Here is a 16,312-nt window from a genome sequence, read left to right as displayed (position 1 = left end):
TCCAAAATAGAAATAAACTCTCAATAGTGGCTGAATTTAAGCGCTTACTATTTAGAGTTTATTTTTTATTATTTAAATTGGGCCAGTTGTTGGGGAATCAATATTTTATCTGCAAACCATATTTGCTGCAGTTTTGTTTTATCCCCCATATAAATAACGACAATTTCAATATTTTTTAACTTTTTGTAGTGGGTTACAGCCGATATCCAATCTTCTTCATTTGGAAAGTCATCAAATAGTAATTCATTGCAGATTAAATAGATTTTGCCGCTACTGCTATGGGATAATTCTAACTTCAACATCGTAAAGGCATAATTAATCACACCTTTATAGTTAATCGGTTCGGTTTTAAGTCCGAATGATTTATCCTGCTCAAAGTAATAATTATAATCTGTAGTATCTTTATGTGTAATCATTTCCTGATCAATTGCGTTTATGAATGGTAAAAAAACAAAATTGTGTTCATGTTTTTGTGAAAATTCCGAAACGGCCAGTGCCAATCCTTTTTGTAAAGTAAGGCTGCGTTTCATTGATATATCTTTTTGAACACAAAATACATATGTACTGTTCGGATCCAGACCAACTTCCAGAAATTGTTCTGTCTGAAATTTGGTTTTCCAAAACAAAACTTCTGAAAAGTGCCTTGATTCAATATAACTCAATAATTTCTTTAAATTCTCATTGCTGATTGTTTCCCATATCGTGTCACCGAATAGCAGTTCTACCGCTTTGGTTTCTTCCAGGGCTTCTTCGAAAATTCTGTCGTAAATAGAATTGAACTTAAATAAATTCAAGTACCAATTATTTTGAATCTTCAAATGCATTTCGTGATAAATGTCCTTATTAACTTGATTATCGGCTTGTTCCTTCACAAATTCATTGTTAAATTTTTCGATCTTCAATGTTTTCCGCATATCCAGAAAATATTCTCTTTTAATTTTTTTCCATATGTATAGTGCTATAAAAAATTTTTTTACAGAGGAATTGGTTAAGTATTCAAAGTTCAATTTATCTAAATTTCTGGCAGAAAAAAATTCCAATATAAAAATTCGCCATTCTTTCAGTCTAATATCTCCATCTACAATTTCACTTTCATACTTTTCTCCAATTTCAAAAAGTGACCAAATATCATGAAAAAATAAATAAAAATCATCACTTTTCAATATTATGGAGTCAGTGCATTGTTCGGAATAAAGTAACTTTAACAGTGCCTCTTTACGCTCAGCGCTTAAAGAGCTAGGATTTTTCAACAATAGCTCCTCCATCATGGACCACCTCTCTTTAGTATATTTTTAAATATATACCATATTCTCAAATTATACCATTTACCAAACTAAATAATGTAAATTTAAATAAACAAAAAAGCTGCTGACGATTATTTCGTTAGCAGCTTAAAATTTATGCTTTGCGGCTTTCTGTCATTTGTTTCCACACTGAACCTTTAGCCTCTTCTCCGCCTTCAATACGGGCAAGCGCCATTTTTGCCTGTAGTTTTACTTCGAATTCTTTATCTTCACTCGCCATTTTTAATGCGTCAATTGCATGCTCTGTACCTGCTTCATACAAGTACATTGCCGCGCGCCAGCGGACGAGTTTATTTTTGTCACCTAATGCAGCGATCATGGCCGTCTCAAATTCCGGTAATCCTAAATCACTCATACAGTCGCCTGCTGTACGGCGAACGGCTGCACTTTTATCATTCAATGCCTTCGTCAAAGCTGGAACGACCGCTACATCTTCAATCATCCCTAAATAAACGGTTGCAAGGCGTCGTATCGACATTTGCTCATCTTCCAGCGCTTTTTCGAACAAAGGAATATCCTTTACTTCCGGATCCGGTAATTGATCCAACAGCTGGAAGCGTTGTTGCCAATCTTCCACTCGCTCATATTGTTCTAAAGTCACTTCTTTACGCTCATGCGCTGCTGTGACAACTTGTTCGTTAGCAGACTGAACAATAGTTTCCACTCGATCTTGCGGATAAAGTGCATCTACTTCTTTAATCACTTCTTGTACAACTTGTTCTTTATCGCCATAGCGAACACCAAAATCGACCCATTTTCGTTCAAAAATATAATTTTCGTCAGTCACACTGAATTGCAGACGTTTAAAAGCTGTCGTGAAACGGTCTCCAGCGCTAATTCGCACTTCTCCTTCACCATCAAATGCTTTAATTTGCAATGGAATCGCTTTGTACATTTGAACATGCACATTTACTTCCCCATAATGCTCATTCATCTCATACTCCGTGCTTTCCGTTGCCTCTCCGCCAATTGCGCGGCGAATATCGGCTAAAATATTTTCCCAAGCATATTTCGAATTACGTTCAATCGCCAGGAAGTTCGATACATGGTAAATGCCTTTTACACCTTCTACTCCAAAGATGGCTTGCATCTCAGGTGATGCCTCACCAATATTGTCTTTTGTATAATTAAAGCTTTTACCAAATGGTAAATCCTGATCGATGATTACTTTCATTGAATTTGGACTTGGTGTTGGTTCAATTGATAAAATTTTCATTGTTATGCTCCTATCCATTTGCAATTTCGTCTAAATAGCTCCAACGCTCGATTAATTGCTCGTATTCCTGATTTAGTTTTTCAAGATCAGACGTCAGTTGTTGAAGTTTTGTAAAGTCCGAACCAGCTGATGAAATTTCATCTTCAGTTGTCATAATTTTTTCTTCAACCTGAGCAATTGTATCAGCAATCGATTCCCATTCTTTCTGCTCTTTAAATGATAGCTTTTTCTTTTCTGATTTCTGTTTCTCAACTTTTGGCTTTTCCAGCTTCATTTCTTTCGCTTCCTGTTGCAGCTCGGACTCGCGTTTTGCTAAATAATCGGTATAGATATCCAGGCTTTCCGATACACCGCCTTTTCCATCCAAAATCCACAGCTTTTTCGCAATACGGTCCAAGAAGAAACGATCGTGACTGATTGTAATAACAACGCCAGGGAAGTTTTCGATGAAATCTTCAAGAACACCCAATGTTTCGATATCCAAATCATTCGTCGGCTCGTCTAAAAGCAATACGTTTGGCTGCTCCATCAATAGACGAAGCAAGTGAAGTCTTTTGCGCTCACCGCCCGATAACTTGCTGATCGGTGTCCCGTGTGTGTTCAGCGGGAATAAAAAACGTTCAAGCATTTGCGATGCAGAATAACGAACACCGTCAGAATCGGTAATATCATTTGAAGCTTCACGGATATAATCAATCATTCGTGCATTTTCATTCATGGCAGGCAATACTTGTTTGAAATGCAGACGCTTTACAGTGGACCCGACAATGACCTCACCTTTGTCCGGTTCAATTTCCCCTGCAAGCATGTTAAGGAGTGTCGATTTCCCGTAACCATTTGCGCCAATTATGCCAATACGGTCCCCGTGCTGCAGTAAAAATTCGAAATCCTGAATAATGACTCGGTCTCCATAAGCTTTGGAAATCCCATCCGATTCCAATACTTTTTTTCCTAAACGTGTTGTTGCCAGTCCTAATTCCAGATCCGTCTGATCATTCGAACGGTCGATTGATTCATCTAATGCATCGAAACGCTGAATTCGTGCCTTTTGCTTTGTTGTACGTGCCTTTGCACCACGGCGTATCCATTTTAATTCCGAACGGTAGCGGTTACGCAGTTTCGCCTGGGAAGCTGCATTCATTTCTTCACGAATTGCCCGTGCTTCCAGGAAATCCCCATACGATCCTGTATGACGGTACAATGTTTTATCTGCCAATTCATAAATATGTGTTGCTGTTTCATCCAGGAAATAACGGTCATGGGTAATAAAGATGACCGCTCCTTTAAGACGTGCTACCATTTCTTGCAGCCATTCCGTCGATGTGACATCCAAATGGTTTGTTGGCTCGTCCAGTAAATATAAGTCTGCCGGTTCAATTAATACTTTTGCCAATGCAACACGTTTTTGCTGTCCACCCGAAAGGCTCGTTACTTGCTGGTCAAACATGTCGATCCCAAGCTTCGTTAATGCTTGCTTTGCCAAAGCATTGACGTCCCAGGCATTTTCCGTGTCCATTTGTTGCTGTAATCGAAATAGTTCATTTTGCAGCTTTTCCGATTGCGGATTTTGGGACAATGCCGCTACCGCCTCTTCATAGGCACGGTTTAACTGTAATATTGGTGAATCTCCGCTAAATACAGCTTGTAAAACCGTTAAATCTTGCGGAAATTGGGGATCTTGTTCCAAATAGGCAATACGGTATTTATTCGGATGGTCAAATTCCACTGAATCCGCATCTTGTTTTCGGGCGATAATCGATAATAAAGTAGATTTTCCTGTCCCGTTTATCCCGATTAATCCTGCACGTTCCCCGTCATAAATGGTAAATTCAATATTTTGAAATAGCGTTTTTTCGCCAACTGTTTTTGTTAAGTTTGATACGATTAAATGACTCATGAAATCCCGTCTCTTTCTTTTTTTAACTGCTCTAAAAATTGTACCATAAAGGCATGACGTTCTTCAGCCATTTCGCGCCCTTTTGCAGTTACCATTAAATCTTTCAATAATAAAAGCTTCTCATAAAAATGCGTAACAGAGGCTGTGGATTGACTGCGATATTGTTCTTTCGTCATATTTACACGCACTTCTTCTGCATCATCATATAACTTGCGTCCTTTCGCACCACCGTATGCGAACGTCCGCGCAATCCCTACCGCACCAATCGCATCCAGTCGGTCTGCATCCCGGACGATTTTCGATTCAACTGTTGTAATTTCCCGTTCATTGCCTCCATTAAATGAAACCTCTGCAATAACCGTTTGGATATGTTGTTTTTCCTCTTCCGTTAAATCAAGTTCATCCAGGATCCGCTGTTCCTGCTGTTTATCGACAGCATATTTTTCGTCACTGACATCATGCAGCAGCACGGCTAAACTCACGATTTTTCCACTTGCTAAAGGTTCTGATTTCAGTATTGTCATAGCGTTTTGATAGACACGCTCAATATGTTGAAAATCATGGCTTGCATCCATTGTTTCATAAATTTCTTTTACTAATTGTTCACAACGTACGATTACTTCGGACATGTTACATTCACCATTTTCTTTTTATAGTTTACATAATTATATTACCACGAGAAGTAGGATGACTTCAGTTATTTGACATGTTTATTGCTAAAAAATTCCGTCTTCCCCACACTTGCCCTAACCCCCTCCTTAGCAACTTTTACACGAAAAATCAAGTATCCTTCATTATGCGGAGATAATTTTTGTCCAAAATGTGAACTAAATGCTTGTTTTTTACAAATTTGTGACATATACTAGAAATAAGGAAACATAAAACAGGGAAAAGGAGTGTTAATTATGCAAAGAATGATGCAAGCTGTAGCACCAAATATGAATGAAAGTCAACGTAAGGGACTAATTGTTATTTCACCAATTTTAATTGGATCGGTTGCATACGGATTAAGTGCCACTTTTATGATTGCGACTAACCTTCTACAAATCATGTTTTAATGGACGAACGTAAATTTAAACTAAATATTCACAGCAAATAAAAGAAACGTATTCGAATGAATAATCAAACGAATACGTTTCTTTTACTTTTATTAATCGCTCAGGCGTTTTTTTGTCCTCAGACAGCAATTTCTTGTCGGTCGCTATATATTTTCATTTTAAAATAATCCAAGTGCACTCCCGTCTTCAGCCACATCCATATTCAGTGCTGCCGGCTGTTTTGGCAAGCCTGGCATTGTCATAATATCCCCAGTTATGCAAACAAGGAATCCCGCACCTAACTTCGGAAGAATTTCACGAATTGTAACAACGAAATCGGTTGGTCTGCCTACTAAGCTTGGTTGATCCGATAATGAATATTGTGTTTTCGCCATACAGATCGGCAGAGTGTCCCACCCATTTTTTTCGATGACTGCTAACTGTTTTTTCGCAGCATCCGTTAATTGCACACCTGCACCACCATACACCTGTTGTACAATTTTCGTTAATTTTTGTTCCACGGTTTCTTGCAAATCATATAAATGGTGGAAAGTATTCGGCTGTTCAATTACTTCGAGTACTTTTTCGGCAAGCTCAATACCGCCTTTACCGCCTTCTTCCCAAACATTCGTGCGGGCAATCCGAACTTCATTTGATGCGGCCCATTGTAAAACAGCTTTCAGTTCCTGTTCAGAATCCGTAATAAAACGATTTAAAGCAATGACCGGCTCTAACCCAAAGTTACGAACATTGGCTACATGCTGTGCTAAATTGGCAATACCTTGTTTTAATGCGTCCACATTTTCTTCCACTAAGTTAGCCTTTGCTACACCGCCATGCATTTTTAGTGCACGAATTGTCGCAACAATAACAACAGCGCTCGGTTTAAATCCTGCTTCACGTGCTTTAATATTTAAAAACTTCTCCGCCCCTAAATCGGAACCAAATCCTGCTTCTGTTACAACAATATCCGAAAGTTTACGTGCTGTTTGCGTTGCTGTAATTGAATTACATCCATGGGCAATATTGGCAAATGGTCCACCATGGATCAGGGCCGGTGTGCCTTCAATTGTTTGAACCAAGTTTGGATTCATTGCTTCCTTCAAAATAAGAGCGAGTGCTCCTTCTACTTGTAAATCACCTACAGTTACCGGATTACGATCATACGTATAACCGATTACAATGCGTGCTAAACGCTGTTTCAGATCTTTCAGGCTTGTCGCCAAACAGAAAATGGCCATAATTTCAGAAGCTACTGTAATATCAAATCCGTCTTCACGAGGTACGCCTTGCATCGGACCTCCTAACCCGACCGTTACATGGCGCAGTGCACGGTCATTTAAGTCCAGTACACGCTTCCAGACAATTCGTCTTGGATCAATGTTCAATGCATTCCCTTGGTGGATATGATTATCAATCAATGCAGATAATGCATTATTCGCAGTCGTAATTGCATGGAAATCGCCATTGAAATGCAAATTGATTTGCTCCATCGGCAATACTTGTGCATAACCGCCGCCGGTAGCACCTCCTTTTACACCCATTACCGGTCCTAATGAAGGTTCTCGTAAAGCGACCATTACTCGCTTATCCAATTGGTGCAATGCATCCGCCAAACCGATTGTTACCGTTGATTTCCCTTCTCCTGCAGGTGTAGGACTTATCGCTGTTACAAGCACCACATTCGCCGTTGCTTCACCACTAATTTTACTTGTATCAATTTTTGCTTTAAAGCGACCATATTGTTCAACCGCATCTAATGGAATTTGTGCATTTTCAGCAATTTCCAAAATTGGCTTCATTGTCGCTTTGTTGGCTATTTCAATATCTGATAATGGTTTTTTCGTAGTTGTTGTCATGCTTTGCCCTGCTTTCTATATGTAGTCACTTTATTATAGTCTGTTTTGTCTGAATTAATAAATATAAAAAGCGATGTAAATCGACAAATTATTGACAGTTCTTATCTTTATAGGATATAGTTTATTCGTAATATTCTGGAATCTTCATGTTTCATCAATTGATTTTGACAGTATCGGAGGAGAAAGCGGATGCACCAAGGCACTGTAAAATGGTTTGATAATGAAAAAGGTTATGGATTTATAGAATCTGCAGATGGTGAAGATGTTTTTGTACACTTTACTGGCATACAAGAAGAAGGATTTCGTTCACTGGATGAAGGACAAGTGGTTGAATTCGATTTAGTCGATGGTATCCGGGGTCCACAGGCAGCGAATGTTATAAAAAAATAGACAAAGCTGTAAACGAAAGATTTTCATCGTTTACAGCTTTTTTTATTTCTTATTAATTTCGTATTGTGCACCATCAATTGTAAAATGCTTTTGCTCTGTCGCACCTGATATGACGACCTTTTTTATGCCGTAGCCATGTTCGAGCATATAATCCCAGGCGACTCCATCACCGATTGGCTTGACAAATATAAGCTTCACTTCATCAAGCAGAATAATCGAATACTCTACATTCTCTTCCTCATTGACCTTTTTTAAAATTGTCGCACCACATAGTTGGGCAATTTGCTCCACTGCATCAAAATTCGGTACAACAAAATGGACAGCCTGAAGCGTTAAATTCCCTAACGGATGTTGCGCTATAATACCGCGGTCCGTCAGTTCTTTGCGTCGAAGTGTATCTGCTTCATCCCATTGAATGAAAAAAGGAAATTCAATTTTCGATTTCGGATGACCAATATAAAGCAGTTGCCAGCTTACTTCAGAGCCGTCTTCTCGTATTCGGGAATAACGTTCCGGTCCAACTACTTCCAAACCTGCTTGCGCAAATAGCTTCGCATCATGTTCAATTGTCGTTGTACGAACAGCAAAACGCGTCAATCCATCACGTCGGCGATTTTCTTTATAGCTTGCATGTAATGAATACTTCTTATTGGCAGCTTCCTGAAACTTTTCTTCATTTTCAATGCCGATCAATTCAATATAAGCCAACTCAAAGTAGCTTAGTGTATTATATGTACCCCACGCTTCATGGCTTCCTCCCGGCACTACATGAAGGCCTTCTTCTTGTAATTTTAACAATGTCTGTTCTGGATATGAAACAAAATGGACGAGATGATCGAACTGGTACATGCTTCAACCTCATTTCAGTTTAAAATAGATTAAATATTCTAAATTATAACATATATAGATAATTGAAAATGAGCAAACTCCATTTAAGAAAGGACATTGATTAATGTAGTTGCAGCGTTCTTTTTCCCATCAACTTTAACAGTCTCCCCTGATTTATGAATAATATAGTGAGGCTCCATCGCACCATACAAAGATTTGGAACTATTTGCGACCATATAATCCGCTTTTGCCGTTTCCATTCTTGCAGAAGCACGTTCCAACAAATACGTTTCATCATCCGTTGCTTCCAGTTTAAAACCGATTAGTGTTGTTTCAGGCGCCCAGTCTTTAATTTGTGCCAATATTTTCGGCGCTTTTTTAAAATGGATAATCGGTGGTTCATCCGATGGCATTTTCCCTTTTTCCGTCAGCTCATGGCCATGCTGATCGAACACTTTGTCAATAAGCCAGTCTGAGCCGGCCACCGCCATAATGACATAGTCAATTTCCTCGGATTCAAGAATTGTTTTCAGCTTTTCTCCTAAGTCCTCAATACCTTCAAATTTAATAAGCTGCATCTTATTTTGATGTTCCGGCAGCTGTGTAAATACACCGTGCATATATATGACGCTCGCACCTTTTTCCAGTGCGGCTTCTGCTAAATAGCACCCCATCGTCCCTTTTGATAAGTTTGTATGGCCGCGGACATTATCCCATTTTTCAAATGTACCGCCACTCGTTATTAATACTTTTTTTCCTGTCAGCATTGTAGTTTCCCCTTTTAGTGTTCTTCGTTTTCCAGCCACTGTTTTAATATTTCCACAAATTTTTGCGATGCCGGTGACAGCTTCTGCTTTGTCGATAAACCGAGGATCCGGTAACTTTCCTGTACTAGAGGCAGTGCCTTTACAGTATCCGGCAGCATCGAAATCGCCATTTCAGGCAGTATGCTAATACCTAGATTATGTTCTACCATTGATACGATGGCTTTTTCGTCATAAAGTTCAAAACGTATATTCGGAAATACACCATATTTCTCAAATGTTGTCATAACATCATTTGTTCCTTTATAGGAAGGCATTATAATCGGGGTATCTTCAATTTCAAATAAATCGATCTCTGCTCTATCATATAGTGGACTATGCGACGACACAATACATAACAGCGGGTCGCGTTTTAGCGGCATAAACTCGAACTGTTTGGAGCTTGTCCGATTTAAAAATCCGCAGTCGACTTCCCCCTGTAATAGCCACTGTTCAATCTCATAATAATCCCCTTCGCGCAATTCAATACGAATACCCGGAAACTGCGAATCCATAATATGAATGATGTTCGGCATCCAATGTGTAGAAATCGTCGATATTAGGCCAATTCGAACTGTCCCTTGGCTTACACCTATAATATTGGATGCGGTCTGCTGCAGATGCTCCTCCGCCAACAATACTTTGCGCATTTCATATAGCATTTTCATACCGTCTTCAGTCAGCGTTACACCTGTACGATTTCGGTGAATTAAATTAAATCCAAATTCCTTTTCCAAACTTGAAACCGCATGACTTACTGCTGATTGCGTCAAGCCCAAAATAGAGGCCGCTTTAGTAAAGCTATGTACTTCCGCCACTTTATTTAAAATTTCGTATTTTACTAAACTCATTATAATTCACTCCACTAATAAATTTTAAACATGAATTATTTTCATATCAATCATTATAAACATTCGTTTTACTAATCACAACATCGTGTTTTATACTGTTTTATAACAGGTCAGATTTGTAGATGATACAACATTTTCAATCTATTAATCTTATAGTTAAATTTGGCGTATAATACATATTTTTACTGGTTATTTAAAACTTACTTTTTAGAAATGTGGTGACATCTTTGAGTTTACAAGGAAAAGCAAATATTTTAATGGTGATTGTTACAATGTTTTGGGGGCTATCGTATACATTCATGGTCATGGGCCTTGAGAGTTTGGAAGCTTTTAATGTTGTGGCACTTCGATGCTTAATCGCATTTATCATTGCAGGGCTAATCTTTTTACCGAAGATGTTGCGTGTAAATATTAAAACGATTTTATATGCATCGATACAAGGCTTTTTATTGTTCACGATATTTGCCTTATCCCTATTAGGATTAAAGACGACTTCTGCAGGTAACGCAGGCTTTATATTAAGTCTAACGGTTGTATTAGTACCAATCATGACAAGCTTCATTGAAAAACGGCTTCCTTCGCGAGCAGTGAGCTTTGCCGTTGTTGCTACGATGATTGGAATTACGGTTCTGACATTGAAAGAATCTCTGACATTCCAGACAGGAGATTTATTGGTTGCGATTGCAGCAGTTTGCTATTCAATCTATTTGATATTAAACAGCAAATTTACTAAAAATGTTGAATCTATTTCTTATGGTGTCTATCAGTTAGGTATTGCCGGCTTGTTTGGCGCAGTGTTCACAATGATGTTCGAATCTCCAATGTTCCCTTCCAATTCTTCAGGTTGGATTGCTGTACTTGGATTAGGTATTATCTGTACGGCATTTTGTTTTATTGCTCAGGCTGTTGTACAACAATATACTTCTCCCACACATACCGGGTTAATCTTTTCACTTGAACCGATTTTCGCAGCTCTTTTCGCCATGATTTTCCTGGGCGAAGGATTGACTGCACAGCTTGTGATTGGTGGCGCATTTATTTTAATCGGCAATACTGTTGCTCAGTTAGAACAATTTATAGCAATGAAAAAAATTCCGGCACCTACTCACTCTGAAACTACGTTATAATAGGTAGAGACATCGCATCGAGCGTGCAATGTCTCTTTTTTTATAAATTAATGATAGAATTAACTCTATTATTGTTCTATTTTTATGTAAAGTTTAATATAATGTAAAATGCAACAATTTTTCTGATAGTTCTAAAAACATAATCAGTTTTCATAATAACAATCTGACGTTATTATTATTAGTAGCAATACTGCGACATTAGTATTTAAAAGTTGTATTAAAGGAAGTGTTACAATGATTGGACGTAATGACCCATGTCTATGCGGTAGTGGAAAAAAATACAAAAAATGTTGTGAAGGAAAAAATCAAGTAACTTCACAAAACGTTTTCCAAGATGAAATCGAAAACGTATTACAAACTTTCTATAGTAATTACCCAGAACGAAAAGATATCCGTGAATTTATGGAATTGGTTCGTACATGGGCACCGAAACTAGAAAAAAAATTACACAAGGAATTAGTGGAAGCTGTTGCTTTGGACGAATACTTCTTCCATCAACGACCTGATATTTGGCAAAACTTCTTAGCAAAAACAGCTAAGAAAGCACTTCGCCCATCTATGATCGAATTATTGAAATCATGGGAACAGCCGATTTTCTTCATCGGAACTGTCGAAGATGTGCAAGATGATTACTTTACAGCTATCTCTGCTTTAACTGGCACAACATATCATATTCAGCGAGAAAGCCACAAATCAATCCCTCTAGGAATGCGTGTGTTCGCCTTTTTATTACCGGATGGTTCAAACAAGGAAAACCACGTATTAGCTGTCTCTACACTAATCTTCTTCCATAAAGAGCATGCGATTTCGTTTGAACAGTTTACAGAAGCTTACAAAACAAGTCGTTTACCTGTTGAGCAATTCACAAAAGAAAACCATTTATTATTATGGGAAGGTTTAGTCGAAAACGGCTATGAAGGGGAAGAATTTACACCTTTCGAGCAGGAAGTAGTCGAACAGTTAAAAGCATTCATGACTGAAAAAGCGATTAATAATGAGAGCTTCGTAGCGTTGGTTGAAGATTACTTAATCGAAAAGCAGCCTACAGCACGTAAAGCGGGAGCGATAGCAGCCGGTGCAGTAAGATTTGGTCAGGAGAACGATTTATTTGATCAAAAATTCACTGTAAAAGAAATTGGCGAAAGCTTCAGTGTTTCCCCATCTTCTTTAAATAAATATTATCAGGAATTAAATGCTTTCTATAATGAAAAGCAACTTGTTAATAGTTAAGCACAAAACAGAAAAGCTACTTTCGAGACGTCGAAAGTAGCTTTTTATTATGCTTTTTTTCATAATAAATCCACAAAAAAACAACTTGTAATATAGTAGTTATGCGCTACTCATTACAAGTTGTCTCTCCCTTTTTAATAAAAAAGGATTAAAAAATAAAGAAATTTTTCAACGGTAACCACTCCGCTGAAGTATTTACCTATTAAGAATAAATCTGTACCAGAGATTTATACTAGGTAAATAAGAAATACTTAATTATTATATCAAAAAAACATTATTATTCAATAGTAAGAAGAATGTTTTAAAATTATTATTTTTCGGAAACTTTCATTATCTCTTTTCCAAGAAACTGAAGCTGTTCCCCTACCGTACAAGATTCAATGCAGAAACGGTGTGCACCATGTTTACCTCGTTCTTTTCGAAGGTCCTGAATGACTAGACAATCAGCACAGTACATATCCATTAATTCATCAATATCTTTCATAACATCTACTTTATTCAAGTCATGTACCTCCCATTAATTTGTTATACTATTGTACGCTATTTTTTTATTTTCTCCAACTTACATGTATTTGTTATACTTAAATGAACAGAACATAAAAGGAGCGAAATTATGCTAGAAGTCTATATAGATGGTGCCAGTGCCGGCAATCCAGGTCCTAGCGGGATTGGAATATTTATAAAAGGTGAAGGACAGCATGTAAAAATCAGTGAACCAATCGGTAATACGAACAATCATCAGGCTGAATTTACTGCGCTTTTACGTGGTTTGGAAGAAGCATTGAAAATCGGTTCTTCCTTTGTTTCCGTGCGCTCCGATTCAAAAATTGTTGTAAGCTCAATCGACAAAGCTTATGTGAAAAATGAGGACTTCAAACCTTATTTAGAGCAGGCCCTCTCATTGATCGAACAATTTGACCTATTTTTCATTAAATGGATTCCGGAAAAAGAAAACAAAGCAGCAGATGTTCTTGCACGTGAGGCCATATTGAAAAATAATTAGGGCTCTTCCCTGAAGCAATTTGATAAGCGGTAAAAATTATTAAGAAATCCTTCATTTTCAACCAAATCAATATTCAAAAATCCCTAAAACTAATTGTGGCAAAAAACGATCCATCTATTCCAGTTAAGGAACGATGAATCGTTTTTATTATTGTTCAATTTTGTGTTTTTGACGATTAAGTACTAGCATATAAAGCGCAAATACGACAATGATGATGAATGCCGCAATGTAATATACAAATTCATAGCCAAGTTTCACTGCTACCATCCCCAATAAATATGACCCGATAGCAATCCCTATGTCAAACAGCGTAAAATAAGTGGCCGTTGCATAGCCGCTGCGCTGGATCGATGTTGACTGGATACAGAGTGACTGGAAACTTGTTGTTAACGTACCGTACCCTGCACCGATAAAGATTGCCGATAATAAGAACGGTATTTCCTGATCTGCATTCCCTAGAATAATCAGCCCTAATGCAAAAATAAAGAAGGACGGAATAATAACAAATTTTGCGCCTATTGTATCATAGATTCTTCCTGTAAACGGACGAACCGAAATCATTGCAACTGCAAATACCGCAAAGAAATAACTTGCAACACTCAGCAAGTCTTTCTGCTCGGCATACAGAGATAGAAACGACAGAACACTCGCATAAGAAAACGCGATCAAGCTAGCTAACGCGGCAAGTGGCAAGGCATTTCGTTCAAATAAATCATTAAATGAAAATTTAAAGCTGCGGTCTGTTACTACTGGTTTTGGCAAGTCCTTCGTTTGAATAGTTAATGCCAGTAAACCGCCAATTGCCACCAATACAGATAATACGATAAATAGCATATCAAATCCTGAATATTGAATAATGAGCAACCCAATAAAAGGACCGAATACGACAGCTAAGTTCGTAGACATTGCAAAATAGCCCAATCCTGCTCCTTTACGTCTTTTCGGAATAATATCGGCTGCTAAAGAGCCCGATGCAGTCGTTGCAATACTAAACCATATCCCTTGGAAAAAACGAAGTGCAAGCAATAGCAGAAAAGGTTTAAAAAATAAGTACAACACTGTGCATGCAAAGTATAGTACAAGACTTAAAATCAACAATCGCTTCTTGCCAAAGAGATCAAGCAGTTTTCCGCTGAATGGACGAACGATAATCGCTGAAATTAAAAATACCGTGACAAGGAGTCCGGAATCGTCATCCGATTTCCCTAACTCGCCGATAGCATATAATGGCAATGTTGTGATTAATCCGTAAAACACAAGGAATATGGACATATTTGTAAAGAATAGACTAATAAATCGTTTCGTGAAAATTTTATTTGTTTGTTCTTGAAGCTCCATTTATTCTAACCTTCCATCTTTTTTAGTAAGTGAATTAGGAGCACCTGTTCTTCCTCAGACAGATTATCAGTCATTTTTTTCTCGAACGAAACGACGGATGCTTCAATTTGAGGAAATTGTTCAATTGCTTTGGTCGTTAAATCAATCATTTTTTCACGTTTATCCGCTCCGTGAACTCTCTCCACCCATCCAAGCGTCTCCAGACGAGTGACTGTTCGCGTAACAGTTGGCGCTTCTACATCAAGGTATTTCCATATAGCTGTGAGTGTCATTGGTCCGTTTTGATGCAATAAAAAAAGAACCGTCCATTGTGAGCTGAATAGTCCATGCTGTTTTAAAACATCATTTAACTGATTTACTAAATAACGATTTTGCTGAAAAAATATATGAAATAACGGATTCATCGCAATCACTCCTTATTTACCTAACTAAATAATTTACTTTCCCATTCTACGCTTCCTAAAAACCTAAGTAAAGTAATTGAGATAAAAATGGCAAAAAAGAAGCATTTAAACTATGTTGCTAGCCTAAATGCTGTCCTTTATTTTCTGCTGTGCTCACGAATATTCAACAATGCACCAATTGCACCGGAAAATCCGCAATCCTCTAAGAAAATAGGTTTATGTTTTTTTAATATAGTATAATGTTCAATTACCTTTACAAGCTGTTCATTGTCGATCAGCGTTGATCCTATATATACGATATGCTCTGTCTCATGCTGTACGGCAAGCTGAATACTTAACGTGGAAATCACTTCACCGATGAGACCCTGTGTTGTTGCCAGTACATTATTTTGTTCAAATTCACGTTGATCGGTAATCCCGACCTTTCCGAAATTACTGGCTGTTAAATTCCCGTCAATCGGTGTATCCATTCCTTGATAGATATCTTTTACGAGTAAATCAATGCCTTCCCGCTTTCCTTTGAAAGCGTTTGCTTTTATCTCATCAAAATCTGAAATTCCGGTCATAATCGTTGATAGTCCAATCAGGGTACCTCCGCCTACTCCAGTACCGCCAACCCTGGCATGAGTATTGCCATCCATATAATGAATCGATGTACCCGTACCGATATTTGTAATGATACTTTGATCAATTGTGTGGCCTTCTTTCTCCAGCAAATAGCGCACACCTTTTAAAGTTGCTTCAAATTCTACAATATATTCAATCGACTTCATCGTCTTTAAAACGTCCAGCAATTGCTCTGTGCGTCCTCCAGTTAAGCCGATTTCTTCCACTTGAGGATGATTTTCCAACCATTCTTTTACTAAATGCATTTCGTTAGATGGAAAGACCGTTAATTTAAGCTCCTGACGTTCATCTAAATAGGCAAGCTTCGTTAACGTACCCCCTGTATCAATTCCGATCCATGCTGACATAAATTAATCTCCTTTATTATCCCACGAGTGATTCGTACCCCCCTATCATAA

The 16,312-nt window shown here is 37.9% G+C and carries 17 protein-coding genes; 5 read left to right on the top strand and 12 right to left on the bottom strand.

Annotated elements, in window-relative coordinates; genetic code table 11:
* Positions 1-68: 68 nt before the first annotated feature.
* The 4 genes from MHB58_RS07250 to MHB58_RS07235 form a co-directional block, all read right to left on the bottom strand.
* Positions 69-1,265 carry an aldehyde dehydrogenase gene (locus tag MHB58_RS07250; RefSeq protein ID WP_340734916.1) on the bottom strand — a complete coding sequence of 399 codons (1,197 nt, stop codon included), beginning with the start codon at positions 1,263-1,265 and terminating at the stop codon, positions 69-71.
* 133 nt (positions 1,266-1,398) lie between these two features.
* Entirely contained in the window at positions 1,399-2,520 is a 1,122-nt protein-coding gene (locus MHB58_RS07245; RefSeq protein WP_008404724.1) for a virulence factor, read from the bottom strand.
* Positions 2,521-2,530: 10 nt separating this feature from the next.
* Positions 2,531-4,417, bottom strand: a complete 1,887-nt coding sequence (locus MHB58_RS07240; RefSeq protein WP_008404726.1) for an ABC-F family ATP-binding cassette domain-containing protein — start codon at positions 4,415-4,417, stop codon at positions 2,531-2,533.
* Entirely contained in the window at positions 4,414-5,046 is a 633-nt protein-coding gene (locus tag MHB58_RS07235; RefSeq protein ID WP_008404728.1) for an HD domain-containing protein, read from the bottom strand. The genes MHB58_RS07240 and MHB58_RS07235 overlap by 4 nt, the downstream gene beginning before the upstream one ends.
* A 276-nt stretch (positions 5,047-5,322) precedes the next feature.
* Between MHB58_RS07235 and MHB58_RS07230 the strand changes: the two genes are divergently transcribed.
* Complete coding sequence (locus MHB58_RS07230; protein WP_008404730.1) at positions 5,323-5,475, top strand: hypothetical protein; 153 nt, start codon at positions 5,323-5,325, stop codon at positions 5,473-5,475.
* A gap of 158 nt (positions 5,476-5,633) precedes the next feature.
* On the opposite strand, the gene MHB58_RS07225 is transcribed toward MHB58_RS07230, so the two are convergent.
* Entirely contained in the window at positions 5,634-7,313 is a 1,680-nt protein-coding gene (locus tag MHB58_RS07225; RefSeq protein WP_340734915.1) for a formate--tetrahydrofolate ligase, read from the bottom strand.
* Positions 7,314-7,502: 189 nt separating this feature from the next.
* Here MHB58_RS07225 and MHB58_RS07220 point away from each other — a divergent pair, with 189 nt between their 5' ends.
* Positions 7,503-7,703 carry a cold-shock protein gene (locus MHB58_RS07220; RefSeq protein WP_008404734.1) on the top strand — a complete coding sequence of 67 codons (201 nt, stop codon included), beginning with the start codon at positions 7,503-7,505 and terminating at the stop codon, positions 7,701-7,703.
* 42 nt (positions 7,704-7,745) lie between these two features.
* Here the strand turns inward: MHB58_RS07220 and MHB58_RS07215 are convergent, their stop codons facing one another.
* The 3 genes from MHB58_RS07215 to MHB58_RS07205 all read right to left on the bottom strand — a co-directional run bounded on the left by MHB58_RS07215 (position 7,746) and on the right by MHB58_RS07205 (position 10,185).
* Positions 7,746-8,552, bottom strand: coding sequence for a VOC family protein (locus MHB58_RS07215; protein WP_340734914.1), 807 nt, complete (start codon positions 8,550-8,552; stop codon positions 7,746-7,748).
* A gap of 83 nt (positions 8,553-8,635) precedes the next feature.
* Positions 8,636-9,298: a phosphopantothenoylcysteine decarboxylase domain-containing protein gene (locus tag MHB58_RS07210; RefSeq protein ID WP_340734913.1), complete on the bottom strand. Its 663-nt coding sequence runs from the start codon at positions 9,296-9,298 to the stop codon at positions 8,636-8,638.
* A 14-nt stretch (positions 9,299-9,312) separates the two neighbouring features.
* Complete coding sequence (locus MHB58_RS07205) at positions 9,313-10,185, bottom strand: LysR family transcriptional regulator (protein ID WP_014824237.1); 873 nt, start codon at positions 10,183-10,185, stop codon at positions 9,313-9,315.
* A 227-nt stretch (positions 10,186-10,412) separates the two neighbouring features.
* On the opposite strand from MHB58_RS07205, the gene MHB58_RS07200 reads away from it, so the two are divergent.
* Positions 10,413-11,312, top strand: coding sequence for a DMT family transporter (locus tag MHB58_RS07200; RefSeq protein ID WP_340734912.1), 900 nt, complete (start codon positions 10,413-10,415; stop codon positions 11,310-11,312).
* Positions 11,313-11,546: 234 nt separating this feature from the next.
* Complete coding sequence (locus MHB58_RS07195) at positions 11,547-12,542, top strand: YecA family protein (RefSeq protein ID WP_008404739.1); 996 nt, start codon at positions 11,547-11,549, stop codon at positions 12,540-12,542.
* A 310-nt stretch (positions 12,543-12,852) separates the two neighbouring features.
* On the opposite strand, the gene MHB58_RS07190 is transcribed toward MHB58_RS07195, so the two are convergent.
* Positions 12,853-13,044 (bottom strand): zinc-finger domain-containing protein, encoded by a 192-nt coding sequence (locus tag MHB58_RS07190; protein ID WP_008404740.1) that lies wholly within the window; start codon positions 13,042-13,044, stop codon positions 12,853-12,855.
* Between the two features lie 111 nt (positions 13,045-13,155).
* Here MHB58_RS07190 and MHB58_RS07185 point away from each other — a divergent pair, with 111 nt between their 5' ends.
* A complete protein-coding gene (locus MHB58_RS07185) occupies positions 13,156-13,545 on the top strand; it encodes a reverse transcriptase-like protein (protein ID WP_008404741.1) in 390 nt (129 codons plus the stop codon).
* Positions 13,546-13,692: 147 nt separating this feature from the next.
* On the opposite strand, the gene MHB58_RS07180 is transcribed toward MHB58_RS07185, so the two are convergent.
* The 3 genes from MHB58_RS07180 to coaW all read right to left on the bottom strand — a co-directional run bounded on the left by MHB58_RS07180 (position 13,693) and on the right by coaW (position 16,261).
* Complete coding sequence (locus tag MHB58_RS07180; RefSeq protein WP_065217163.1) at positions 13,693-14,883, bottom strand: MFS transporter; 1,191 nt, start codon at positions 14,881-14,883, stop codon at positions 13,693-13,695.
* Positions 14,884-14,888: 5 nt separating this feature from the next.
* Complete coding sequence (locus MHB58_RS07175; protein WP_014824240.1) at positions 14,889-15,287, bottom strand: MarR family winged helix-turn-helix transcriptional regulator; 399 nt, start codon at positions 15,285-15,287, stop codon at positions 14,889-14,891.
* 137 nt (positions 15,288-15,424) lie between these two features.
* On the bottom strand, positions 15,425-16,261 hold the full coding sequence (coaW, locus tag MHB58_RS07170) for a type II pantothenate kinase (protein WP_014824241.1): 837 nt from the start codon (positions 16,259-16,261) through the stop codon (positions 15,425-15,427).
* Between the last annotated feature and the right edge of the window lie 51 nt (positions 16,262-16,312).

This window comes from Solibacillus sp. FSL K6-1554 (genome assembly GCF_038005185.1).
Lineage (GTDB): Bacteria > Bacillota > Bacilli > Bacillales_A > Planococcaceae > Solibacillus > Solibacillus silvestris.
This window is presented reverse-complemented; position numbering and strand designations above follow the sequence as displayed.